General features: G+C 41.4%; 24 protein-coding genes. 7 read left to right on the forward strand and 17 right to left on the reverse strand.

Annotated features, from left to right (window positions below; translation table 11 throughout):
• Window positions 1–404 precede the first annotated feature (404 nt).
• From ACMHKH_RS06350 to ACMHKH_RS06365, 4 genes are all read left to right on the forward strand, one after another.
• Complete coding sequence (locus ACMHKH_RS06350) at window positions 405–1,442, forward strand: tripartite tricarboxylate transporter substrate binding protein (protein WP_413519798.1); 1,038 nt, start codon at window positions 405–407, stop codon at window positions 1,440–1,442.
• 118 nt (window positions 1,443–1,560) lie between these two features.
• Window positions 1,561–2,016: a tripartite tricarboxylate transporter TctB family protein gene (locus ACMHKH_RS06355; protein ID WP_413519799.1), complete on the forward strand. Its 456-nt coding sequence runs from the start codon at window positions 1,561–1,563 to the stop codon at window positions 2,014–2,016.
• A gap of 5 nt (window positions 2,017–2,021) precedes the next feature.
• Entirely contained in the window at window positions 2,022–3,524 is a 1,503-nt protein-coding gene (locus tag ACMHKH_RS06360; RefSeq protein ID WP_413519800.1) for a tripartite tricarboxylate transporter permease, read from the forward strand.
• 221 nt (window positions 3,525–3,745) lie between these two features.
• Entirely contained in the window at window positions 3,746–4,519 is a 774-nt protein-coding gene (locus tag ACMHKH_RS06365; RefSeq protein ID WP_413519801.1) for a sulfite exporter TauE/SafE family protein, read from the forward strand.
• Window positions 4,520–4,543: 24 nt separating this feature from the next.
• On the opposite strand, the gene ACMHKH_RS06370 is transcribed toward ACMHKH_RS06365, so the two are convergent.
• The 17 genes from ACMHKH_RS06370 to ACMHKH_RS06450 all read right to left on the reverse strand — a co-directional run bounded on the left by ACMHKH_RS06370 (window position 4,544) and on the right by ACMHKH_RS06450 (window position 19,625).
• Window positions 4,544–5,200 carry a c-type cytochrome gene (locus ACMHKH_RS06370; RefSeq protein WP_413519802.1) on the reverse strand — a complete coding sequence of 219 codons (657 nt, stop codon included), beginning with the start codon at window positions 5,198–5,200 and terminating at the stop codon, window positions 4,544–4,546.
• A gap of 105 nt (window positions 5,201–5,305) precedes the next feature.
• The gene (locus ACMHKH_RS06375) at window positions 5,306–6,919 is read right to left on the reverse strand and encodes a flavin monoamine oxidase family protein (protein WP_413519803.1); all 1,614 of its coding nucleotides are present in this window, start codon (window positions 6,917–6,919) and stop codon (window positions 5,306–5,308) included.
• Between the two features lie 89 nt (window positions 6,920–7,008).
• The gene (locus ACMHKH_RS06380) at window positions 7,009–8,367 is read right to left on the reverse strand and encodes a cytochrome c (RefSeq protein WP_413519804.1); all 1,359 of its coding nucleotides are present in this window, start codon (window positions 8,365–8,367) and stop codon (window positions 7,009–7,011) included.
• Between the two features lie 88 nt (window positions 8,368–8,455).
• The gene (locus tag ACMHKH_RS06385; protein WP_413519805.1) at window positions 8,456–9,070 is read right to left on the reverse strand and encodes a YceI family protein; all 615 of its coding nucleotides are present in this window, start codon (window positions 9,068–9,070) and stop codon (window positions 8,456–8,458) included.
• Window positions 9,071–9,192: 122 nt separating this feature from the next.
• Window positions 9,193–9,822, reverse strand: coding sequence for a DedA family protein (locus ACMHKH_RS06390; protein ID WP_413519806.1), 630 nt, complete (start codon window positions 9,820–9,822; stop codon window positions 9,193–9,195).
• A gap of 175 nt (window positions 9,823–9,997) precedes the next feature.
• Entirely contained in the window at window positions 9,998–10,696 is a 699-nt protein-coding gene (locus ACMHKH_RS06395; RefSeq protein WP_413519807.1) for a VIT family protein, read from the reverse strand.
• A gap of 86 nt (window positions 10,697–10,782) precedes the next feature.
• Entirely contained in the window at window positions 10,783–11,466 is a 684-nt protein-coding gene (locus tag ACMHKH_RS06400; protein ID WP_413519808.1) for a ferric reductase-like protein, read from the reverse strand.
• A gap of 2 nt (window positions 11,467–11,468) precedes the next feature.
• Window positions 11,469–12,641, reverse strand: coding sequence for an FAD:protein FMN transferase (locus ACMHKH_RS06405; RefSeq protein WP_413519809.1), 1,173 nt, complete (start codon window positions 12,639–12,641; stop codon window positions 11,469–11,471).
• A 52-nt stretch (window positions 12,642–12,693) separates the two neighbouring features.
• Complete coding sequence (locus ACMHKH_RS06410) at window positions 12,694–13,020, reverse strand: hypothetical protein (RefSeq protein ID WP_413519810.1); 327 nt, start codon at window positions 13,018–13,020, stop codon at window positions 12,694–12,696.
• Window positions 13,013–13,543: a hypothetical protein gene (locus tag ACMHKH_RS06415; protein ID WP_413519811.1), complete on the reverse strand. Its 531-nt coding sequence runs from the start codon at window positions 13,541–13,543 to the stop codon at window positions 13,013–13,015. The genes ACMHKH_RS06410 and ACMHKH_RS06415 overlap by 8 nt, the downstream gene beginning before the upstream one ends.
• Before the next feature lie 88 nt (window positions 13,544–13,631).
• On the reverse strand, window positions 13,632–15,110 hold the full coding sequence (locus tag ACMHKH_RS06420; RefSeq protein WP_413519812.1) for an ATP-binding protein: 1,479 nt from the start codon (window positions 15,108–15,110) through the stop codon (window positions 13,632–13,634).
• Window positions 15,111–15,174: 64 nt separating this feature from the next.
• Window positions 15,175–15,849 carry a response regulator gene (locus ACMHKH_RS06425; RefSeq protein ID WP_413519813.1) on the reverse strand — a complete coding sequence of 225 codons (675 nt, stop codon included), beginning with the start codon at window positions 15,847–15,849 and terminating at the stop codon, window positions 15,175–15,177.
• Between the two features lie 36 nt (window positions 15,850–15,885).
• Complete coding sequence (locus tag ACMHKH_RS06430) at window positions 15,886–16,512, reverse strand: cytochrome b/b6 domain-containing protein (protein ID WP_413519814.1); 627 nt, start codon at window positions 16,510–16,512, stop codon at window positions 15,886–15,888.
• A gap of 301 nt (window positions 16,513–16,813) precedes the next feature.
• Complete coding sequence (locus tag ACMHKH_RS06435; RefSeq protein ID WP_413519815.1) at window positions 16,814–17,542, reverse strand: PAP2 family lipid A phosphatase; 729 nt, start codon at window positions 17,540–17,542, stop codon at window positions 16,814–16,816.
• A 47-nt stretch (window positions 17,543–17,589) separates the two neighbouring features.
• On the reverse strand, window positions 17,590–18,024 hold the full coding sequence (locus ACMHKH_RS06440) for a diacylglycerol kinase (RefSeq protein ID WP_413519846.1): 435 nt from the start codon (window positions 18,022–18,024) through the stop codon (window positions 17,590–17,592).
• A gap of 317 nt (window positions 18,025–18,341) precedes the next feature.
• Window positions 18,342–18,920, reverse strand: a complete 579-nt coding sequence (locus tag ACMHKH_RS06445; protein WP_413519816.1) for a PepSY domain-containing protein — start codon at window positions 18,918–18,920, stop codon at window positions 18,342–18,344.
• A 180-nt stretch (window positions 18,921–19,100) separates the two neighbouring features.
• Window positions 19,101–19,625 carry a cytochrome b gene (locus tag ACMHKH_RS06450; RefSeq protein WP_413519817.1) on the reverse strand — a complete coding sequence of 175 codons (525 nt, stop codon included), beginning with the start codon at window positions 19,623–19,625 and terminating at the stop codon, window positions 19,101–19,103.
• 662 nt (window positions 19,626–20,287) lie between these two features.
• Between ACMHKH_RS06450 and ACMHKH_RS06455 the strand changes: the two genes are divergently transcribed.
• The 3 genes from ACMHKH_RS06455 to ACMHKH_RS06465 all read left to right on the forward strand — a co-directional run bounded on the left by ACMHKH_RS06455 (window position 20,288) and on the right by ACMHKH_RS06465 (window position 23,821).
• Complete coding sequence (locus ACMHKH_RS06455; RefSeq protein ID WP_413519818.1) at window positions 20,288–20,977, forward strand: hypothetical protein; 690 nt, start codon at window positions 20,288–20,290, stop codon at window positions 20,975–20,977.
• 162 nt (window positions 20,978–21,139) lie between these two features.
• The gene (locus tag ACMHKH_RS06460; RefSeq protein ID WP_413519847.1) at window positions 21,140–22,339 is read left to right on the forward strand and encodes a lysylphosphatidylglycerol synthase domain-containing protein; all 1,200 of its coding nucleotides are present in this window, start codon (window positions 21,140–21,142) and stop codon (window positions 22,337–22,339) included.
• 153 nt (window positions 22,340–22,492) lie between these two features.
• On the forward strand, window positions 22,493–23,821 hold the full coding sequence (locus ACMHKH_RS06465) for a phosphatidylglycerol lysyltransferase domain-containing protein (RefSeq protein ID WP_413519819.1): 1,329 nt from the start codon (window positions 22,493–22,495) through the stop codon (window positions 23,819–23,821).
• The last annotated feature ends 40 nt before the right edge of the window (window positions 23,822–23,861 follow it).

Raw genomic sequence — 23,861 nt, forward strand, 5'->3', positions numbered from 1 at the left:
AAACAATTGTCGCCACCTTAGGAATGCATTACTACCAATGTAATTCTCCTCATATCCTAATAATTACTTCCCTTAGAAATCAATCATATCCGATTGTTTTTATTGATAAAAAATTCCTTAATGATTATTAGGTTAATATCTTTTAACGCTCACCTTGACATGATTAGAGATCACTCTAGTTAGCCTATAATTTCGTATATTACTATAAAATTCATATATACATACATATGTTTCTTGTTTTTTTTAAAATATTCTGTTACTTTTGCATCAGTGACAAAAAAACATACTTTGATGAAGTTTAGTAACTTTGTTAAGTTAGTTGTAAGTCCAGCTTCAACAACTGTAATGTTTTGATCAGAATTTCATTGAATTTTTCATATAAAAATACACACAAGGAGTGTCGTGTGAAAAAACTATCTTATCTGGCTCTTGGCCTGTCTATCCTATCTTTGACTGCTTGTAACAAGGCAAACGAAACTGCAAGTACAGATGCGACTGCCGCAGATGGCTCAACCGAGCTAACAGCACCTTCACGTCCGGAATGTATTGCACCTGCCAAGCCAGGCGGTGGCTTTGATTTAACTTGTAAACTTGCTCAAGCTGGCTTAAAAGAGACAGGTCTATTAAAAGACCCTATGCGCGTCACTTACATGCCAGGCGGCGTCGGTGCTGTTGCTTATAACAAAATTGTTGCCAATGACCGCGACAATGGCGATGCCATCATCGCCTTCTCTACCGGCTCTATTCTTAATTTATCACAAGGTAAATTTGGTAAGTTCACTGAAAAAGACGTGAAATGGCTCGCCGGCGTTGGTACTGATTATGGCGCTGTCGCAGTCAATGCTGATTCACCGATCAAAGATCTAGCCGGCTTAGTTGCTGAGCTCAAAAAAGATCCAAAAGCTATCAGCTTTGGCGCTGGTGGTAGTGTTGGTGGTCAGGATTGGATGCAAACCGCTATCTTAGCCAAAGCAGTTGGTGTTAAGCCTAGCGACATGACTTATGTCGCGATGGAAGGTGGTGGTGAGGCTATTACAGCAGTCATGGGCAACCATATCACAGCCGTTAGTGCGGGTATTGCTGAAATTATGCCGCAAGCTAATGCTGGCAAATTACGTGTACTAGCAGTATTTGCAGATGAAAGATTGGGCGGCACGATGGCCGATATCCCTACAGCAAAAGAGCAAGGCTATGATGTCACGTGGCCAGTCGTTCGCGGTTTCTATATGGGTCCAGACGTGAGCCCTAGCGCTTATAACTGGTGGAAAGATGCCTTTGATAAAATGCTGGTTGATCCAAAGTTCGCTAAAATACGTGAGCAGCAAGAATTACTACCGTTTGCTATGACTGGCGAAGAGTTACAAGCCTACGTCTATAAGCAGACTGAGGATCTACGTAAATTGTCTGCTGAATATGGTCTTGTTGAAGCAGCAGCAAAGTAGTCATATAAAAATTAAATAACCTTAATAATTGAATACTCATTATTTCTGGTATTTCCTAAAGGCTGGCAGGACATATATCTGTCAGCCTTTTTGCCCCAAAACTCAAGGAACATTCCTTATGACAATGGAACGCCTGTTTTCTGGGCTAATGGCACTAGTAAGTATATTTTTAATATATTTAGCCATTGGTTATGTCGCCCCTATTGCTTATGACCCAATTGGTCCTCGTCCTTACCCTATTTTGATTTTTTCATTGTTGGCATTTGGCGCTTTAGTTGTCGCTTTTCGTCCGGCACGTTTCACCAAACCTATTGATTTAGAGCTGACCAAACCAATCATCAAAAACTTAGTACTTTGTGCACTTGCTTTATTGGTCTATGGTCTTATTTTTGAAGAATTAGGTTTTATTATCGCCACGATTCTGATGTCTTTTGCAGTAGGTTTACTGTTTGCAGGTAATCCGCTCAAAAGCCTTATTTTTTCAGTTGTCATCAGTATTAGCTTATACGTCTTATTTGACACGCTTTTAGATGTCAAACTACCGCTCGGATTGCTATCAGGGATAATAGGATAATCAATATGGATACGTTTGATTTTTTGATGCATGGCTTCGCTATTGCATCGACGCCTAAGAATTTACTGATTGCACTGATCGGGGCTTTTTTGGGTACGATTGTCGGCATGTTGCCAGGTCTTGGTCCTATCAACGGCGTAGCGATATTACTGCCTTTTGCTTTTGCACTTGGTCTACCGCCTGAGAGCGCGCTTATCTTGCTTGCTGCTGTTTATCTTGGCTGTGAATACGGTGGTCGTATTTCTGCTATTCTTATTAATGTGCCCGGGGATGCCGGTGCTATTATGACGACTTTGGATGGTTATCCACTGGCAAAACAAGGAAAAGCTGGTATTGCATTGTCTTTATCTGCTGTTAGTTCGTTCGTTGGTGCCACTATTGCAACAATCGGTGTGGTTTTATTTGCTCCTTTATTAGCTAAGTGGGCTATTTCATTTGGACCTGCTGAATACTTTGTGTTGATGGTATTTGCGATTACCTGCTTAAGTGGTTTGGTCGGAGATCAACCCGTTAAAACGGGTATTGCCGCGTTAATTGGTCTTGGTCTAGCGACGGTTGGTGTCGATGCCGTTACCGGTATTTATCGCTTTACTTTTGATTCTGTCAATCTATCTGATGGTATTCAATTTACCACCATCGTTATTGGTTTCTTCAGTGTGAGTGAAATTTTAATTTTATTAGAAAAAACTAGCACTGGACACAAGGTCATTGAACAAGGTAAACGTAGTTTATTAAACTTTAAAGAGTTTACATTTACCATAGGTTCAATGCTACGTAGTGGCTTAATGGGTTTTGTGGTTGGTATCTTACCAGGTGCAGGCGCGACCATTGCCAGTGCCATGACTTATGCGAGTGAAAGAAAAATTGCTGGTGACACTGGTACTTTTGGTGACGGCGATCTTCGCGGTGTTGCGGCACCGGAGGCGGCAAATAACGCCTCAGCGTGTGGCTCATTTGTACCAATGTTGACGTTGGGTGTGCCAGGTTCTGGTACAACAGCAGTCATGATGGGTGCATTGACCTTGTACAATATTACTCCAGGCCCACAGTTATTTACTGAGCAGCCTGACATCGTCTGGGGTCTTATCGCCTCTTTGTTTATCTGTAACGTTATTCTGTTAGTCATGAACATCCCTTTGGTTGGTTTGTTCGCCAAACTACTTGATGTGCCAAATTATATCTTGATACCAGGCATCGCTGCCGTCAGCTTTGTTGGGGTATACTCAATTCATAGCACGACTTTTGATTTGGTGTTTATGGTAGCACTTGGTGTTTTCGGTTACTTCTTACGTAAATTGAACTTCCCATTATCAGCGCTTATTTTGGGCTATGTATTGGGTGAGCTGATGGAATCTAACTTAAGACGTGCGCTGTCTATTTCTCAAGGCGAGCTAGGTATCTTGTGGAGCAGCCCTATCACGATAGTACTATGGTTATTGGCTATTTTGATGATCTTCATGCCAATTATACGTAGTATCTACCGCAGAAAATTTAAGCCTGCTGTTTAGATTCGAGCTACTCTATTATCAAAATATTTTATCTGCGGTGGTTGTGCTTTATGTATGACTGCCGTTTTTTTACGCTATCGTTAGACCTTATATTTTAACGAAATATTTAACACCGATACAGAAAGAGAAAAGCTACTCTAGTAGAACCTATTATTATTTATAGATATAGAAAATAATTTCACTACTACAACTTGATGCCACTCATGAAATAGGATTTTATAGTGTCCCTTGTTTTAGACTTATTGCAATCCATCCCGATTTGGCACTTAGTAGGCTTATTTTTCGCTGGTATGGTCGCTTTTATCCTCTCTACTATCTCGGGTGGTGGCGGTGCTATGTTACTGATACCAGCTACCTCTTGGATGATAGGAACAGCGTTTGCGCCACCTGTAATCAATTTGGCTACCTTGATTAGTAATACCTCGCGGCTGTATCTATTTTGGAATGATATTGATTGGTCGTTGACCAAATACTATGTACCAAGTGCCATTGTCGGTGCGTGGTTAGCAGCATTGGTTTTTAGTCGTTTGGATGCAAACTGGATTCAGTTGTTGGTTGGCGTATTTTTAGTGTCTACTATTTTCCAATATAAGTTTGGTAAAGTAAGTAAAACGTTTGATATGCCAAAAGTAGGTTTTATCCCTTTGGGCTTTGTCATTGCATTTATGAGTACATTGGTTGGTGGTCTCGGCCCTATACTCAACCCTTTTTATATGAACGCTGGACTAGAAAAAGAAAATCTTATTGCCACCAAAACGGCCAATTCGTTTTTTGTAGGTATTATACAGATTAGCAGCTACGCTTTTTTTGGCATATTCACTGTCAAGCTCTGGGTGTATGGTCTAGTATTGGGACTAGGTGCCGTTATTGGCAATATCATTGGCAAACGCTTTTTGGCGGGAATGAGTATTAGTCAGTTTAGGATAATGCTGCTTATGCTAATGGTCATCAGTGGTCTAATAATGATAATAAGAAACGTAAACGTGCTGTTGTAACAAGTCTTTAATTCGATCCTGTTACTATTCACTCGGGTCAGCACCCGGTGGAAAATCATGACGTAGTTGAGCGACATTGGCCGCAGTGACTGTATCTGTAAAACTATTTAAATCACTATGCACATATTGAGTGACCGCTGCGATTTGCTCATCACTCATCATGCTGTGAAAGGATGGCATACCACGCAGCCCATTCATCACAACGCTAATAATATAATATTTTGATTGCATCTTACTGTTATCGGCAAGCGGCGGATAGTAACCTGCGCCTTGTGCACCCTTACCATCTTGCATATGACAGCCAGCGCAGGAATCGTCATAAAGCTTCTTGCCGTTGGTCGTTATAAAGCCCTTTTTACCTTCAGAACTACCTTCAAATTTTGCTAACCACTTTTGCAGACTAGCATCTTCTGCCATTGTTGGTAGCGAGCTGATATCAACGATATTAGCTCTTGGCGACCTAAGCTCTTCTTTGGTCATATAGACAGCACCCCACGCACCATTATTGCGACTGTCTTGATTATCAAAGACCGTTTGCTTGGCTTGTTGCTGACTGGAAAGAGTGGCTGTTGTATGAGCGGTTTGGTCTTTTTTATATTGACTACAGCCAGATAACGCGACTGTGCCTCCAATAGTTAATATCATTACCACAGCAAGCGGGTTTGGTTTGATCATATCCATGATTACCTCTACATTCATTATCGTTATCACTTCTTAAGCAGTGTTACTCATCAATGCTGCTAATCAACGCCACCAATCAATGCCGTTAATCAACAACCATTCCGACTAGCCGAGCGTTTTTGCCTTTTGGTGTAGTCGCTGAGCGGCATCCATGCCAGATAAAATTGCGCCTTCTTGCCATGCTGGGATATGCGAGCAGTGCTCACCTGCTAGCACGATACGGTGATCAATCGCGCATAGCGTATCGTAGTACTGATCACGGCTTGCTTCACTCCAAATGCCATAGCAACCGAGCGACCATGGAATACGATGCCAAGCGACGGACGTCCCAGAGCGAAACTCTTTGGTATATTGCGGGTGGATATGTTTGCCATACTGTAGTGCCGAATCGATGCGCTCTTTTGGAGTAAGGGTATTAAATTTATAAGAGGCTTCGCCAAATCCATAGGCACCGAGTAGCACCCCTGAGCCAGTGGTAAACATATCGTGTGAAGGATAGGATATTTGTGAGATGGGCATGTCAGTATAAGTGATACCGCCATAAATCCATTCGTCTTCCTCCCAAAAGCGCCGTTTAAACTCCAAGCCTACTTTATAAGAGGTGTCATAAGGGACGGCTGCCATTGCTTGCTTCATCGGCGCTGAGACATTAATGTCAATCTGGGTCAATACTGATAGTGGAATATTGCAAATACACCAGTCAGCACGTACAGTTTTAGTTTCGCCATCTAGATTATTACTGATGCTATTGCTATCGACGTAATCGACAGTGACGCCGCTCTCATCTTGATAAATTTTAGTGACTTTAGCATTGAACGTAATCATATCGCGGCATTCGCGAGTGAAGGCATCACCAATTTTTCCCATACCGCCGACAGGCTGGAACATCGCTGGTTGATGGTCATATATCGTATAGTTGTTATAAATATCTGACCACATGCCTGAATTTAATAGTTTGTTCATCGGTATTAGCGTCGAGGGTTTGGCATCAGGCATCAAACCGCCACCCGGATAAACACTATAGCCACGATGCTTACTGGTTTCATGGCTTTTAACATAGCGATAATTGTTATCAAGGACACCCCAGCCCTTTAAACCTTCTAATAGCTTTTCTTTATCCTCTTTATTGACCGTCTTATCAAGGCTACCGGTATTGACCGCTTTAGATAATAGCTCTGAGACATAGCCACGTATGTCGCTTTGCACCTCGCCTAAGCGTTGCGGTGCGCCATTAAAATGGCTGGTACGGTGCAAATAAGCGCGGTCATTAGTTTGTATAAAAGGCTGTAGTGCTACACCGAATTTTTTACAATAATGGAATACAGCATAATGATGAACCGGCAACCGCCATGGCCCACCGTTAAAGTAGTTGCCTTTTTTAAAGTCGCAAGTCACCTCGCCGCCACCAAGCTCAGTATATTTATCACCAGCGTTTAGTGTCCAACTGCGACCACCACCGCGATTTTGAAATTCAAGAACCGTCACTTTATAGCCGGCTTTACGGAGCTCATAAGCAGCGGTAAGCCCGCCCAATCCTGCGCCAAGTATCACAATGCTAGCGCCAGCAGGTGCACCCTTTAGATTCATCTCTTGTTTAAAGCTAGATTCAGAGGCAAAGCCCAATGTGGTCATCGCCTGATACATTGCCGTCGCTCCTGCGGTCTTACCAATCATTGACAGCAGTTGCCGACGTGTGGGCGATTGAAGCATATCGTTCATTTTATTATCCTTGTTATAGAGCATTCGTCCATGACATCAGGTGGTACTAGGTGTTTTTATAGCTAGATTAATAGTGAGGTTAATAATCCTTACTTTAAGATGCGTTTGACGTCAGCAGCACTGACATCACTAGTTGGTAGACCACCGAAATTTATCCGCACGTAATTGGTAATACTGGCAATCTGCGCATGACTTAACTCTTTCTCGAAGCCGGGCATTTTGGGTGCTGTGTTTAACGCCCCTTTTGCACCATAAGCAATAACGTTAATCAGTGCGTCTGGCTTAACGCGACGAATACTACTCAGTCCTACGATAGAGGCGTAACGAGCATCGGGCTGCGCGTAACCATCGACCCCATGACAGCTGCCACAGGCAGCAAGATATAGCGCTTTTGATGAGTTGCGGTCATTATTAGAATGAGCATTCGTAGATGTTTTTGCCTGCGCTAAATAGTCTTTTTGCTCTATTAAGTTATAAGTAATAGAGCTGCTGACCGGATTAGGCAGCCGTGATGTATCTATAGGTATCACGTAATCGTCAGTCTTGAGGATAGGGACGACTTTTAAATAAGCAGCCATGGCGCTTAAGTCGTCATCGCTTAGATAGCGGGTACTATGGGCGACCGCTTCAGCCATAGGTCCACCAGCATAAGCGCGTTTATCGAGCATGCCAGTACGTAGATAAGTGACGATATCATTCTCGCTCCAACGCCCGATACCACTGTCATTATCTGGGGTAATGTTAGGTGCATACCATTTACCAAGCGGCGCACCAGATAAATATTTTTTCTTATCAAGACCTTGCGTAAGGTTGCGTGGGGTATGACAAGTGCCGCAATGCTCTAAGTTATTAACGAGATATTCACCGCGTTGCTGGGTTTGGGTGAGCCCTGTACGGTTTTCGGTAGAAGGTACATTAATTACGTTCCAAGCCAGCATCAAAGTGCGGATATTTAACGGAAATGGTAGCTTAGTTATTTTTTCAGGCGACTCTTCTACTGGAGGTACGGTTTGAAAGTAAGCAAATAGTGCACTGATATCCGCATCAGCTATACCATGATAAGACGGATACGGCATCGCAGGATAAAGCTGATGCGTGGGTGCACGACCTTTTTGCAGCGCTTTTTTAAAGTCGGCTTCGGTATAATTGCCGATACCATAACGCGTGGATGGCGTGATATTGGTCGAGTAGATATTACCAATCGGTGTTTCAATCGCGACGCCGCCGCTATAGTCCTCGCGATGACAAGCCATACAGTCAGCAGTACGGGCAATATAGGCGCCGCGATTGGCTAAATCGCTATTCATAGGACTTACATTGGGCAAGCTAATAGCGGGACTAATATTAAGCTGGCTTATTACATGAGGTAAGCCAGCGCTATCAGCCATGATAGCGCTGGAAGCCATACTAAGTGCAAGTGCTGATAACATTATAGAAATTGGCTTCATAGTATCCTCGCTAGGCTGGCAAAAACTCATTTTTATTAACTTTGGCTATCGCTCTATAACTCGCTGATTTTTTACTGAACTGGAAAAGCTACTGTTTAGCTGCTTCAACTTGAATATTTAAAGTCAGATTTTTAGTCATGCCGAATAAGACATATTTTTTGATATTCCACTGAGTACGGTCAATCGTGGCGGTAAAATTGCCGCCACAGACCGTTCTATTCATTGGAGAGCTCAGGTAACAATTAAATTTGGTCGCCAGTAAGCTAATAGGATGGGTCTGACCGTTTAGGGTCAGCTTGCCATCCACTTGTGTGACCTTTGGATTGTCTTTGTCAGAGGTGAAATGCCATTTGGTAGATTCAAAACGTGCTAATGGATACTGTTCCATATTAAAAAAATCAGGTCCCATCAGTTTAAGATTAAAAATCTTGTTACCAGTGTTTAAGGATTTTATGGGAATAATAAGGGAGATGTCGCCGGTTTTTGCGCTCGGATCATACTGGAGTATTCCGGTCACATTATAGAAGCCGCCAGTGGTAGCAGAGGTTTTGAGGTGGTCAATAGCGAAGCGTACGTTGGAATGGTCAGGCTCAATTTTATAGGTGGCTGCATGGCTGCCAACCGTATAACCTGCCAGTAATAATAATATCCCTAACGACTTGTAGTAACGTAATACGACTTTGTCAAATACAAGCTGGCTCATGACAACATTCCTTTGTTGTGTAATCTTACTTATGACACGCTTCGTAAACTTTTACTAGCCCTATCTTATTAAACTAAATACAAGGGTCGTTCATTACAGCAGATAAAAAACTACGTTTTCAATTAAATATTATTGATATTACGTCGAGCCATTAAACGACGTTTCATAAACCAAGCAATAATAATAACCACAGCGAGTAATAAGAAACCCTTAGAGTACGGTGCTAGCATAGTCTCAATCACTTCGTAATTCTCACCAAAATAATAGCCAGCAACGGTCAATAAGCTTGTCCAAATGCTTGAGCCCAAAGCAGTAAATGCCAAAAAAGGAAGAATCGGCATTTTACTCATTCCCGCAGGGATGGATATAAATGAGCGAATACCCGGCAGCATACGTCCAAAGAAGACAGCCTTGCTGCCATGTTTATCAAACCAAACACTAGAGGACTGTATATCGCTAGGCTTAACGAACACGTATTTGCCATACTTTTGCGTAAATACCATTAGGCGATCTTCATTCAGTAAGCGCCCTAGGTAATATAGCGGCAGTGCGCCAAGTACCGAGCCAAGCGTACCTGCTAAGATGACTAATATTAAGTTTAAATCACCTCTTGCTACCGCAAAACCAGCGGCTGGCATGATAAGCTCAGAAGGTATGGGCGGAAAAACGTTTTCAGCAAACATAGCAAAGATAATACCGAGATAGCCAAATTTTGCCATGATAACCAGTACCCACGCGCTTACCTGACTCATTAAAATACCTTGTTAAATAACTGATGTGATTTTTGCACCATGAGCCAATATATCATGCCCTTCTATTTCTACCTCTATCATCATAACTTAGCTTGCCGTTAAGATAGCGTTAAGGTGATGGCTAATGTTAGGAATAGTTTTAATTGATAGGTCGTTTTCAGAGATACAGTGAACGCTAGACCGCCACCCCAAATAGGCGTCCAATCAATGAGGTAGCAACCATTGCTAGCACGCCCCAAATCACGACTCTAGCAGTAGCAGGAATAACAGGTGCGCCGCCCAAACGCGCCGATATTACCCCAAGTAGCGCTAAGCCTATTATGGTCAAAGATGATAATGACCAAACCAGTGTTTGCGCCGGCAACAGCAGAATGCCAATAATCGGTAATATCGCGCCAGCAATGAAGGATAATCCAGAAGCCACTGACGCATGAATCGGTTTTGCTTGACTTAAATCTGTTAAGCCAATCTCATCGCGGGCATGAGCTTCAAGTGCATTGTGCTCAGTCAATGCTACCGCAACTTGATGTGCCAATACGTGATCGAGTCCACGCGTCTCATAAATTTTTGTCAGCTCAAACAGCTCGCGCTCAGCGTTATGAGTCAGCTCATGCAACTCTTTATCCAAATCTGCCTTTTCGGTATCTGCTTGAGACGAGACTGAAATATACTCGCCAGCTGCCATCGATAAAGCACCTGCGGTTAACGCAGCCATTCCTGTTAGTAGTAATGTCTGACTACTCGTACTTGCGGCAGCGACACCGACCAGCAAGCTAGCGGTTGAAATCAAGCCATCATTTGCTCCCAATACTGCTGCTCTCAACCAATGATTGCGATTGCTTAAATGTACTTCATCATGAATAGAGTGCTGCATAGATACCCTCGAGCATTATGAATTTGAATTTGAATATATCAGTTTAGCTTATAACTGCTCACAACTTCACAACTCTTAATGGATAATTATTTGGCTTGTTTTAGCGCCACCAATCGATAGGTCATCAGTAAAAATACCAACGTCTGACTACCAGCATAAAACACTAATAAAGGCAGCGCTTGACTGTCTGAGCCCACTATAAATACATGAATGCTGATAAACGTATAAGCCATAAAAGTTAAAAAGTGTAGCCAACGCCATGCTGATTGCCCAATATATTTCTTGATATAAAAGCTAAAGGCACAGATGAATAAGAGCCAAAACCCCAATTGCCCTAATGCAACGCCCCCACGCTCAGTCTGAAAACCAAAAGGTAGTAAGATTTGCCACAGGTTAAGGTTTAAAAGGTTATCCGCTAATAAGATATCCGCATGAAACGCTGCAAAGCCCACCGCAATCAGGCTTAAATACTGATGTAAGGCAAATACCCGCGCTGCATTAAAATGCTTGCCTAAACGCGTACTTAGCAATAGGCCAAAAACGACTGCTAACCAAAACAAAGTGTAGGCGATAACATCACTTGCCCGTGATAAATACCAAAAGTGTTTATCCGTGGTTGTCAGTAGCTGGGCAGCTGCCTCTCCCCACGTCAATAGTGCATAGCTACCAACTCCAATCGCAATGCTTAAAATCAATCCAATCCATAGCGCCTGAGTAAGAAGATTTGTATTGGAGGCAGTGTGACTGCTAACAGGATTATCGATATGCATGGCTATGCTCCTATAGCAGTAATCAAGTTTGCTTGGACTAAATTTGGATGCATAGCAGATGTCACTAACACTTTGTTATTTATATCGATTAACAATGCAGCAATAGCATGTTTATTAAGCCATGCCATCGCCTCCGTAACACCAAGAAGTACACAATATTTAGCGTAGACCTCTGCCATTAGCGTATCTGTGGCAAGTACAGTGGCGGTTAGGACATCACTGCTTACTGGACGAGAATAATGAGGGTGGATTAAATGGTATTGCCAACGACCGTTATGCCACCAGCGACGATAGTCTTGCCCAGAGGTAGCGACGGCACCGGAGCTAAGCTTAAGAATAGCGACATCTTCATCGTCTTGAACCTGCTCACCATCAAAAAGATAAGGTTTGGCAATGGCAACGCCCCACGTAATGGGTTTATCTATTTGCTCTGTTGGAACGCCAATCGCGATATCTCCGCCCATATCGACTAAACAGGGGATTTTCCAATCATGAATGTGGCTAATATGCTTAGCCAATTGCATGGCGCACCAGCCTTTGACATAACCGTTTAAATCTAGTGCTATGCCAGTTGGAAGGTATACTTGATGCTGCCCGTCAGCTAATTGGCGAAGTTGGATACGTCCTATCTGTTGATTGGCGTGGTTTAATTTAAAACAGTTGGTTATAGAGGCATCTTGCAAATCTGTACTGGTATTTAAGTTAATGTTTGAGGATGTATTTGAGCTAATCTTTGATGAGCTAGCCTTTGAACTAGTAATGGGCACGCATGGCACAGATATTTTGGGCAAAGTCTCAAATGAATGCTGATAGCCCGTTGCCAAAAGCTCTTTAAGCAAGGTCGGTGTTACCAAACCTTCAGTCTTTGAGACAAAATGAATAGCGCGTTGTAAAACTTCGAATAACTCTGCACTCACTTCAGACCAATGATTGGTATGGTTATTAAGTCTCATTAGCTCACTGCTGTCATCAAAGCGACTGAAGATTTGCTCCCAGTGCACTATACGCTGCTGCACATCACTCGTCAGAAAATCGACTTGTTGGTCTATTCCCATCTGTGAGTACTGCGTACTCAGCCTTGTAATATTTAAGTTAACTTGAATGTGGCAACCCATGGCAAATAGTTTAATCGTTGCCAGTTCAGGTATATTTTTATCGGGCATATTGGTTTGCATTTGCTGTCTCCCTTACCACAAACTTAAATTCAATCAGCGTTATTCTTTTTACTTATTGAGAAGAACGTGTACGAGCGACTACCCTTATTGTCTCAACAGGCACCACTTCATTGACCTGTCGCAACTTGCTGATATCCACAATTGGCACTGGCTCAGCAGCGATTTCGCTATTCTGAGGAACGCTAGCGCTCAACACCGCAGTATTCATAGCTGGCGTGTCTGTCTCTTGATTAAGTAATACTAGCCATCCCGCCATGGTGCCTGCAATCGAGACAATCATAATGCTGCTCTTAAGAGAGGCAAAAGGATCTGCTTTTTTAACAGTTTTAGTAGCGGCTGAATTAAGGACTTTAAGCTGATGTGATTTAGTATTAGTCATAATAGCTAGCCTCATCAAAGCCATCTTCATCATGTTGCTGATAGCTGGTAGCGATTAAACGCTCACTTTCTTTATAGCGTTTGTCATCGTGTTTTTTGCTATGGTGTTTATCCGCTTTATGTTTGTCAGCATGCTTATCTTTAGAGTCATGATCGTCATTCTCAACGTAATCATTGTTGGTAACGATTGGATTTAGGACGGCACCAAGATTGGCATCAATATAAGTGGCGCCACTGTCTAATAGCACTTCATAGGCAGCTGTGCCGTTATAGTTGATAAGCTCTGGGGTCGCCTGCAATATCGCATCAGGCGTGTCTTTTTTGGTAAGCGCGGTTGCTTGCACAGCGCTGAGCGTAGCAAGGAATGACGGCTGGGTAGATTGAGATTGCGTGACGGAGTTTGCTACTGATAGGACGTTATCAGCGTTAGACGACTGAGTAGATAAGGCGATGACGCCACCAAAGAATACTAGTGAGGTCGCACCGACAGTCAATAATAAGGGTTTTAATAGAGGTAGGCTCATAGCATGTACTCCGTATATGTTATTAGGGAATACAAATAGCATACGGGGTGAATATTAAATCAAGCTTAAGACAGCTTGTTTTAAATGCTTATAGTTCATTTTTATTTCTAACTGTTACGATAAAGCCTGTTTCTGGCTCGGAGCGGTTGGTAAATTCCAATTTGAGACCATGAAGCTCTGCTATTCGATTGGCGATTGATAGCCCGAGACCGCTACCTAATTGGCTTTGACCTGCTGGACGATAAAAGCGTTCGCTTAAGCGAGTGAGTTGTTCTGGCTCTACACCTAAGCCATTATCAACCACGCTAATGGCATTGCTAGCCAGCTGCAGCTCAATCAACGAGCCTTCGGGACAATAGCGAATAGCGTTGTCTAACAGGTTACGGATTAACAGTTTAAATAAAATGGGATTGATAAGGATGGGGAGAATGTCAGTAGAATTATCACAGTTCACGGTACGTTTTAATTGAATGTGCTTTTCGCGAGCGAGGCGGTTGACATCACTGAGTATAATATCTGTAAGCAGTAGCCAATCCGGACTTTCTAGTTGTTTAGGGGGCAGCAGCTGTTGCGGCTCTATTTTGGCTAAAATCAGCAGTTGATCGACTAAATGAGTGGCGCGCTCAATACCATTACTAATTCTCTGGGCATGATAGAACAGCTGATTCTCATCTTCCCCGCCAGATTCTAAGCCAGACAATTGCAATATCTGCTGCTGTAATAAGTCAGCTTGTAATTTTAATGCCGCCAGTGGGCTTCTGAGCTCATGCGAAGCGTCAGCCGTAAAACGTTGCTCACGGGCTAAGGTATCCGCAACTTTCACAAATAAAGCATTCAATGCTATCACCAAAGGCTGAATCTCTTTCGGTACATCGGCAGTAATGGGACTATCGTCTTGTGGTTGACGTTGCTCAAGCTCGGCACTGATCTGAGTTAACGGCATAAACCCACGTCGAATCAATAAAACCACCAAAGCCATAAAGGCAAATAGCCCAATTAACATTGGTAGCACTTGTACGGACATAGCATCAACAATCATCCCTTGGCGAGATTCAAGGTTTTGGCCGACAGCAATCACCCGACCTTCGTGCTTATCGTCATGGTTATCATGCACATAAAATAAACGCCAGCGCTTACTAAAAGGGTTCAGGCGCTGATAGGCAGAATCCTGTTCTTCTAAAAACCCACGTTGGTCTGGCAAAAAAGCAAATGACTGACCATTTTCATCAGCCATCAATAGGCGTCCTTTTCTATCCCAAATGGCAAAGCCCATATAGTCGTCTTCAGCTTCACCAAGGTCACCTGATAGCTGTTTGCTGTCTAAGTTGTATATTTTGGCAGCATGCTTGTTTTTACTTTTATTTCCATCCTCATCTCTCTGATGACTATCTTTATCTTCTTTAGGAGTAACACCTATTAAGTAACGCGCAACTTGAGTAATCTGGGTATCGTTCATCTCATTGATTTCGTGCCAAAGACGCCATGCAATAAAGCTGGAGGTAAGTACCCATAGCAAAGGTAGACCAATTAGTAGAGATATTAATAGCCGCTGCTGGATACTTTTCATAGGCTCACATATTAAGAGACGAAGTTGATAAGCTAAAGGTCGATACGATAATGACTAGTGAGAGCTAACCATAATTATAGGCTGGATTCAGATAATAGCCGATACCACGTTTGGTTAAGATAAAGTCATTACCCAGTTTTTTACGTAAATGATGGATATGTACTTCAATAGCATTACTTTCAATATCTTGTTGCCAGCCATATAGCTTATCTTCTAAGCTTGCTCGGCTGTGGATTTGCTTAGGATGGGTCAGCATGTGCTCTAATATGGCAACTTCTTTAATGGTCAGTTCAACAATTTGACCTTGATAAGACACTTGCTGATTGTGAGGCTGATAGGTGACTTCACCATAACGAATTTCAGGTTGGCTACGTCCTTGACTGCGTCGTATTAATGCTTGCAGGCGGGCAATTACTTCATCTAAAGCAAACGGCTTGACCAAATAATCATCAGCGCCAGCATTAAGTCCTGCCACCCGATTGGCAATCGCATCGCGTGCTGTGATAATTAATACTGGTGTATCTATCTGTTTGGCTCGCCAGTTTTGCAGCACAGTCATACCGTCACCTTTTGGCAAGGTCAAATCAAGCAGTACCGCATCAAACATACCATCTTGCAACGCCATTTCACCTTGTTTGGCATCACTAAACCAATCGACCATCATACCGTGACTTTTTAAGCCGAGGATAATACCTTCAGCAATGCTGCTATCGTCTTCTATCAGTAATATGCGTGCCATATGTATTCCATCGCTTTATTTATTCTGCCGCTTTGTCTATTCCATATCTGACGTCTTATCTGTCACCGTTTTCTTCCCAGTTATCATCGATTTAATCAGATTCTGGCGTTGCCAATAGCTCATGGCAATCGCAGCGATGATATGTAGAGGAACGAGCAGATATAAGCTGTTTGCTAATAACTCGTGTACCTCTTCAAGTAAATCTTTATTACCAAGTAGCTGTATATGACTAAAAATATGAGATTCCATTAGATAGCCGGTTATCCCTAGCCCTATAATCACTGCCCATAACGATAGCATCATAATGGCTGCTAATGGGTTATGACCGAGATGTTGCTCATCGACGCGGCGAATACTTAAAGCTGATAAGTGACGTTTAAGTCTTGTCGGTGTTGGGAAGAAGTTCGTAAAGCGCGCATAGCGTGTCCCTATCGGCCCCCAAAGTAAGCGTAGAACCACTAGTCCTACCACGGTATAGCCGACATAGACGTGAAGATCGCTGCCATTTTCGGTAAAGAGTAGATTGGCAATAATACCAGCCGCGACTGTCCAGTGGGTAAATCTTACTAGAATATCCCAAACTTTGACTTGCCTAGTTTTAGGATTGCTAGGTGATTTTATGACAGAGTCGTCGACCACATCAAGCATGTCTTGTTGGCGCATGGTTGTCACTCCCTTAATAAGTTGTTTATTGATTGACGATATCCTGCTGCTATAAACAAAAGCTAAGCGAGGTATCGTAAGCAGACTAGAGTTAGCATCGTCTGTCTTATCGCTATTACAACAAACAAATCTTAAGGTGAGCTTAGGAAGATAAAAGAATTAAATAATGAAGCCGCGAGTGATATGTCATGGCATTGATAAAAAACGATATGTTATTGATTTAGAAATGCGGTTGATATGAATATGCTGGTTTGATGTGGGACTATATTCATTATCTTATAATACGGTTAAAGTGAGAAATTCATTCTTTGTTCATATTGGTTCTACCAAAGAAAAACATCGCCAATCCACAAGCTATCGTCCATGCTAGCAGCATCGATACTAAGGTATGACTAAAAAAATGGTCGCCAAAAGACATTTTATATAGCCCCATCGTCCATCCTAAAACTGTGACGACTACAAAAATTTTATAACGGTGTTTTTGTAATGTCGGTAAAAACGCCAATCCATATAAAGAAAACCCTGCGCTGGCATGAGCTGCTGGGAAACATTTTCCTGGTGTCATAGCTATCATGTCTTGCCACAGATTCAGGTATGGCAAGTGACCATTAAATAAAGATAAAGTATTTGGGCAACTAACATAGGTAAAGCTTTTGAGCGTTGCGACAACTGTAGGCACTATAATTATAGTGATTAATAGATAAGCTATTTCTCGGCTAGACAATGCTGCGATGGGTCTAATAAAAAACGCTTGAGCATCCACAGTGTTAGAGTGCCGACTTTGCCAATAGCGCCAAATTAAAACGGTTATTAAATAGACGCCGAATAATATTAATAACAATTTAGGAAAGTCATAAAAGACAAACGCATAAGGTTGTGCGTCTTTTTCAAGTAACCAATGTCCATTTGTATAGAAAAGTTCACTAATACGAACATCAAATTGGCTGTGCTCAAACGTCAGTGCCGCAATAATGGTTAAGCACAGCAGTTTGAGCCACATCCAATCAGTTGAATTTTTTGCTGAAGCCATTGAGTCACCTTTGAAATCATATTAAGTCAAAAATATCCAAATATTGCTCAATATAAAAGGTTCCATAACGCCATTACCCACAAGATAAACAAAAGTAATAATACCAAGAACTGTGCAGCAGAACCCACGTCTTTAGCTATTTTGGCAAGCGGATGTTGCTCTGTTGAGGTATGGTCAACACTGGCTTCAATACCAGTATTAAACAGCTCCACAATAAGAGATAAGAAAGAGGTAATTATCAGCATCATTTTTATGCTGATATCAAAAGGGATAAGTATGATTGCAATAAATAATACAAGGTTGAGCCAAAACACTTGTCTAAAAGCGGCCTCATATTTATAAGCGGCTTTAAAACCATCTAGAGAATAGCCAGCGGCTTTTATAATACGAGAAAGACCTTTGTTGCCTTTAGCAATACTCGCATAACTATCGGCTGCCAGCAGCGGATTAGAGATCTCTTGGCTCGAAGTATCATAATTCATCTTTTTGTCGTCAAGATTAATAGGGTTTTCATTGCTCATATTGAGTTCTCAATAGTCATTAATATCAAGGTATATGGTAAATTTTAAGCAGTATAAGACAGTAGGGATTAAGAAAGCGTTAAGGGAGTATTGACTTATAGGGGCAGAAAACGCAAAAAAATAATTACTCTAGCGTTATTGTGATAGCGTTAAGACTAACGACTTGGAAGTTAAATACGAACAAGCAATAGCCGATACCATGTCTATCATAGTATCGGCTATTGCCTATTCTTTGGGTTATAAGTTAACAATTAACGGGGATAAGTTAAGCGTTTAGTTTAATCGTCACCTTCTACATCAACTTGACTGCTTAACACTTTGCCAGTATTGGCATCTATACTCACATCATATATTTGATTACCTTTGACAACTTCAATGTCATAAACAGACTGCCCTTTTTCTAGCTCAAACTCAGCACTGATGACTTTGCCATTCAAACTTTGTGCTGCTTTCTGCATGGCACTGGTCAGCGTAACTTTGGCTTGCTTCATGGCGCTATACTCAGCCAACTCCTTTTTATCTAGTTTCTCTTGCTTAGTCTTGAGGACTTTACCGGTATTGGCATCAACCTTCACTTCATACGAAATACCGTTTCCCACAAACTCGATTTCATATTTGCTAGTCGCATCATCGTCGTCATAATCAAACTCTGCACTGACCAGATCGCCTTTAGCATTTTGTTTGGCGATATTGATTGCCTGCGCTAGGCTAATTTTACTTTGCATAGCGCTGAGCGCTTCACTTGAGCTTGCCACAGCTTTAGTATTGGCAACAGGTGCTGCAATAGCAGTTGCGCCGATACCAGCAACCGTCAGAGCGACAATCATTGATTTGGTTAACATCGATAAGTTTTTCATAAGCTTCATCCTTTGTATTAAGTCGATTGTGACATTACGTTCAGTGGTTTTGTCAGCTACCTTGTTGGTATGAATCTATAATACGACCTGAAACTTAAGAGAAGCTTAACGGGAATTTAGAGTTTAATTAGTAAGTAAAAATAATAGAGGCACCTTTATTAGACTGGTGATTAAAAACAACTATTTCATACGGTTGATCAGTTTGTCTTTTAGAATGAACTGATGATAGAGTGCTGCGCCAATGTGCAGTAAAGTAAAGGTTATAATCATCGGCCAAATAACACCCGTATGTATATTTTCATAAAAGCGTGCTGTACTACGATTAGGGGTTACAAAAACAGGAATTTCAAACAGCCCAAACATATCAACTGGATGACCACCATAGACGGACATCAATAGCCCTGCCACAGGCATCGCCATCAGAAGTATATAAAGAGCAAAATGAGTCAGCTGCGATATTTTTTTTTGCCACTCTGGCATGACAACGGCTGCGGGTACTTTAATTAATAAACGATTGAATACACGCGCAATCATCCAAAACAACACACTGAGACCAAAGGCTTTATGCAAGTTTATATATAAGTCCTGTTCATTATTTTGGTATATCACCATGAGTATCCAAGTTAGCAGTAATAAAATCGCACTTATCCAGTGAAATATTCGGCTGCTAACTGGCCATTTTTGCACTTTTATTGCCTTGTCCATAAGTCACCTCATTTGGTAAATTTGAAAATCAAAAGTGTAATCAGTAATATCATTATTGTGGTAATGCTTGCAGTGTAGAAAGGCATTGGTCAGCACTTGGATACCAGTATAAGATTAGCATCATTAAGAAAATGTTAAGAGAGGATTGATTTATAGAAGCTATTAAAGAAATAGTATGAATTGTTTTTATGAAAATACCAGGTAAGCAAAGTTGAGATTCGAATCACACAGTGCCAAGGTTTTCTGGCTTCATACTTATTGGCTTCAGTGAATTCGGCGAGATAAAGCAGATTTTCATCCAAGATTATTTTGATGATTTATCACTACTGCTACTACAAGATAAAGAGCCTGCTAATAATGCTATAGAACATGATAATTGCCTATTTATTGCGTTAAAGGTATTAATAGCTGAGGACAAGAATCTTAAAAGTGAGCCGATGATTTTTATCGTGTCTTAACGCTTTCTTAATAGTTAAGTAGTTAACATGAGTTAAAAGCATAGCAAATACTGATGCTCTCTTAGAACTACCTGAAAAAGGAAAGCGCTCATGTCTACGTCCTCTCAAACACTGCTATCAGAAAATAGCCCATCCAAACAATCAAAGTACCCAAATATGTTCAATAAAGTACCAGAAATCACTTTGGTGTTTTAGCTAATCAAAATGATGTCGACCACCGTGGGTGAAACGGCTGACGATTTTATGATTTTTAACTTTAAGCTGGGTTTGCCGACGACTTCCCTTATCATGACAGTACTGTTTTTGATTGCCTTGACAATACAGTTAAAAGCCAAAGACTATATACCGTGGAAATACTGGCTCACCGTAGTATTCGTCAGTGTACTCGGTACGCTCATCACTGATAATATGACCGATAATTTGGGTATCCCATTGTCTGTTTCGACCATAGGTTTTAGTATGGTGCTAGCAGTCGTGTTCGCTATTTGGTACGCCAGAGAAAAAACCCTATCTATCCATCACGTTGATACATTTTCCCGTGAACTGTTTTATTGGGTTGCCATATTAGCCACTTTCGCACTGGGCACTGCTGCAGGAGACTGGTTTGCAGAAGGGCTCAAAATTGGTTACCAAAACTCTACCCTTATATTTGCTAGTGGCATTGCACTTATTGCAGTGGGATTTTATGCGCTAAAACTTAATAATGTCTGGTGCTTTTGGCTAGCTTATATTTTGACTCGTCCTTTAGGTGCGGCGCTTGGTGATTGGTTGTCACAGCCGATAAAAAATGGTGGGCTGGGTTTGGGCGTTACTAGTATCAGCATCGTATTTTTAATGATGATTGTGGGCCTAGTTGGTTATGAGACTTACAAAGAGGGTGTTAAAAAAGCATGAAGCTAAAAGTTGAGTCTTACTTTAGAGTAATATTTGCTACAAGAGCGTGCTATAAGTAAGGTAATGAATAAATTTTAATTTTGAATAGATACAGTCTTTTGACTAATAGTTGGTATTGTTAAAGTCGCTTGATTCATAACGTCCATAAAAACAGTGAATATGATGAAAATAAAAATCAACTGGCATTGGCTGATTGCACTTGTTGTAATCATAGTGTTTATTATGGCATCCAAGTCGCTCTATCATATGGCTCACACCTTAGATATAGGACAGATGAAGACTGTCATTTTGGCAACCCCGCCCCTAACGATGCTCAAATTCATTGTAGTGGTCATCATCGCTTATATGCTGCTAAGCGTTTATGACTTGATTGCCATACGCTATCTCAAAGTTGAAATACCTTATCTCAAAGTTATGAATGCTTCTTTAACAGCGTTTTCAATTGGTCACACGTTGGGTGTGTCCATGCTATCAGCTGGCGCTGTACGCTTTCGCTATTATGGCAAATACGGTATCGAGAGTGCGCCGATAGCCAATATTATCTTGCTAGTATCTCTAGCCTTTAGTTATGGCATGATGACCGTTATTGGTGCCTCTTTGCTGCTCAATCCACACATGTTAGCGCAATTGCTTGACACTATTCCAGTGTTCACCAAGGTATCACCGGTGGCGTTTAGAGTGATCGGCATCCTTATCTTAGTACTGATTATTGTTAGTGTCATATTTGCTGGCAAGTTAGGACGAGCGTTTTCTATTAAGCAATGGCAGCTGCATCTACCACCTGCCACAGTACTACTAAAACTAATATTTCTTGCAGTGGTTGATATTGCCCTAGTAGCCTACATTATTTATATCTTGTTGCCTCCCAGCATGGCCGTCAGCTATCTGGAAGTTTTTTCAGCTTACGTACAATCTATTGCTGTCGGTATCATCAGTCATGTTCCGGGCGGACTTGGCGTATTTGAGCTCTCGATGGTGGCCTCACTACCTAAGGTAGATAAGACCACACTATTATCAGTGTTGTTATTATTCCGTATTCTTTACTACCTTATACCTTTCGTGCTCGGCTTATTATCGTTCTTTTTGCATGAGGCTTATATACGCTCAGGTATGGATGTCACTAAAAAACGTAAAATCCTACCTGATATATGGGTGCCACAGCTATTGGCGTTAGCAACCGCTGGCCTTGGTATGACTATGTTAGTACTAAGCATTCTACCGCCTGCTGCTAACCGAGAGCTATTATTAGGAGAGTTTATACCGATACCTATTATTGAAGCGTCCTATCTACTCAACACACTGATGGGCTTTGCCCTGATAGTATTGGCTCGTGGACTGTATCAACGTTTGAATGGCGCTTAGCATATCTCAGTCTGGTTATTAGGCGCATCGATAGTGACTTTACTGATCAAGCATCTAGAAATCGAAGTCGCTATTGTCTGTACTATATTGTTTGCGGTGGCCTGCTTTAACCGTAAGTACTTTAGCCGTCAGTCTAATATTATGAGTTTACGTTTGAATTCACAAACCTTGATTTTATTATCGGTTTTTTTAATCAGCCTTTTTTGGATTGGTATGTATGTCCATCGTCATGAAGCCTATAGCCCTGATTTATGGTGGACGGTATCGGGAGATGGTGGGGCACGTTTTTTACGCTCATACGCTATGCTCGCTATATTAACCGTTGCTTATGCTTTATTTAGTCTCATTAGGTTTAAAAAATCACTACCAAGTTTGCCGACCCAAGCAGAAATTGCTACCGCTAAAGAAGTGATAAAGAAATCCGCCTATTCGATTGCGAATTTAAGCTTGCTGGGTGATAAACAACTACTGTTTAGTGACAAGGGCAATAGCTTTATTATGTACCAAACTCAGGGTAGAAGCTGGATTGTTATGTCTGATCCCATTGGTGATGATAGTGAGTTTGGGGATTTAATTGAGACGTTCATCGAATTATGCCAAAGCTTCGGTGGGACTTGTGTCTTTTATGAAGTCAGTAACAGATATCGGCATGTATTCAATAACAATAGCATACAACTGCTAAAAATCGGTGAAGAAGCCATTGTTGACTTAGATGCTTTTGGCTTAAGTGGAAGCAAAAACTCTAAATTCCGTCAAGTCGTTAGTCGTGGTACAAAGGATGGGCTTAGCTTTGAAGTCATACCTCAACAGCAAGTCCCAACAGTACTTGGCGCATTAAAAGCAGTTTCTGATATTTGTTTAGAAGATAAAAAATCAGCAGAAAAAGGATTTTCGCTTGGATATTTTGATGAAAACTACTTAAAGTTTTTTGATTGCGGGGTAGTGAAATACCAAGATGAAATCGTTGCTTTCGCTAACATCTGGCAAAGTGGTCAGCATAACGAATTATCTATTGATTTAATGCGCTATAAAAACGTTCATAATAGCGAAGGTAAGCACATTAAAAGTATGATGGATTATTTGTTTATAAATTTATTCATATGGGGGAAAGATCAGGGTTTTCACCACTTTAGCTTAGGTATGGCACCATTTACTGGACTTGAAGCTCAGACTAAGCTAAGCCTTGAAGATAAAGTTTCAAAAGGTATTAATCAAGATATAGTAGACAGTCAAGTTGAGGCTGAAATTATTGGGTTAAAATGGCGCTACGTTACCAATACAGTGACTAGATTTGGCAAGAACTACTATAATTTTACCGGTTTACGTAATTTTAAAGAAAAGTACAATCCTCAGTGGGAACCACGTTATATAGGGATTGAGACTGGACTTGGAGCCGGCATGAAGCCTATTAAAGGATTAACAGATACCACATTACTCATCTCCGGTGGATTTGGAAGCTTGGTTAAAAGTAGTGCTCAATAGATACTATGATCTGAACCATAATGAATAAAGTTTGATTGAC

It is taken from the genome of Psychrobacter glacincola, from assembly GCF_965118485.1.
In the GTDB taxonomy this organism is placed as follows: Bacteria; Pseudomonadota; Gammaproteobacteria; order Pseudomonadales; family Moraxellaceae; genus Psychrobacter; species Psychrobacter glacincola_D.

Bases quoted from the DNA above. Each gene is read 5' to 3' on its own strand.
- ACMHKH_RS06355 (WP_413519799.1), top strand. From the start codon at position 1,561: ATGACAATGGAACGCCTGTTTTCTGGGCTAATGGCACTAGTAAGTATA.
- ACMHKH_RS06360 (WP_413519800.1), top strand. From the start codon at position 2,022: ATGGATACGTTTGATTTTTTGATGCATGGCTTCGCTATTGCATCGACG.
- ACMHKH_RS06370 (WP_413519802.1), bottom strand. From the start codon at position 5,200: ATGGATATGATCAAACCAAACCCGCTTGCTGTGGTAATGATATTAACT.
- ACMHKH_RS06375 (WP_413519803.1), bottom strand. From the start codon at position 6,919: ATGAACGATATGCTTCAATCGCCCACACGTCGGCAACTGCTGTCAATG.
- ACMHKH_RS06380 (WP_413519804.1), bottom strand. From the start codon at position 8,367: ATGAAGCCAATTTCTATAATGTTATCAGCACTTGCACTTAGTATGGCT.
- ACMHKH_RS06385 (WP_413519805.1), bottom strand. From the start codon at position 9,070: ATGAGCCAGCTTGTATTTGACAAAGTCGTATTACGTTACTACAAGTCG.
- ACMHKH_RS06390 (WP_413519806.1), bottom strand. From the start codon at position 9,822: ATGAGTCAGGTAAGCGCGTGGGTACTGGTTATCATGGCAAAATTTGGC.
- ACMHKH_RS06395 (WP_413519807.1), bottom strand. From the start codon at position 10,696: ATGCAGCACTCTATTCATGATGAAGTACATTTAAGCAATCGCAATCAT.
- ACMHKH_RS06400 (WP_413519808.1), bottom strand. From the start codon at position 11,466: ATGCATATCGATAATCCTGTTAGCAGTCACACTGCCTCCAATACAAAT.
- ACMHKH_RS06405 (WP_413519809.1), bottom strand. From the start codon at position 12,641: ATGCAAACCAATATGCCCGATAAAAATATACCTGAACTGGCAACGATT.
- ACMHKH_RS06410 (WP_413519810.1), bottom strand. From the start codon at position 13,020: ATGACTAATACTAAATCACATCAGCTTAAAGTCCTTAATTCAGCCGCT.
- ACMHKH_RS06415 (WP_413519811.1), bottom strand. From the start codon at position 13,543: ATGAGCCTACCTCTATTAAAACCCTTATTATTGACTGTCGGTGCGACC.
- ACMHKH_RS06420 (WP_413519812.1), bottom strand. From the start codon at position 15,110: ATGAAAAGTATCCAGCAGCGGCTATTAATATCTCTACTAATTGGTCTA.
- ACMHKH_RS06425 (WP_413519813.1), bottom strand. From the start codon at position 15,849: ATGGCACGCATATTACTGATAGAAGACGATAGCAGCATTGCTGAAGGT.
- ACMHKH_RS06430 (WP_413519814.1), bottom strand. From the start codon at position 16,512: ATGCGCCAACAAGACATGCTTGATGTGGTCGACGACTCTGTCATAAAA.
- ACMHKH_RS06435 (WP_413519815.1), bottom strand. From the start codon at position 17,542: ATGGCTTCAGCAAAAAATTCAACTGATTGGATGTGGCTCAAACTGCTG.
- ACMHKH_RS06440 (WP_413519846.1), bottom strand. From the start codon at position 18,024: ATGAATTATGATACTTCGAGCCAAGAGATCTCTAATCCGCTGCTGGCA.
- ACMHKH_RS06445 (WP_413519816.1), bottom strand. From the start codon at position 18,920: ATGAAAAACTTATCGATGTTAACCAAATCAATGATTGTCGCTCTGACG.
- ACMHKH_RS06450 (WP_413519817.1), bottom strand. From the start codon at position 19,625: ATGGACAAGGCAATAAAAGTGCAAAAATGGCCAGTTAGCAGCCGAATA.
- ACMHKH_RS06455 (WP_413519818.1), top strand. From the start codon at position 20,288: ATGATGTCGACCACCGTGGGTGAAACGGCTGACGATTTTATGATTTTT.
- ACMHKH_RS06460 (WP_413519847.1), top strand. From the start codon at position 21,140: ATGAAAATAAAAATCAACTGGCATTGGCTGATTGCACTTGTTGTAATC.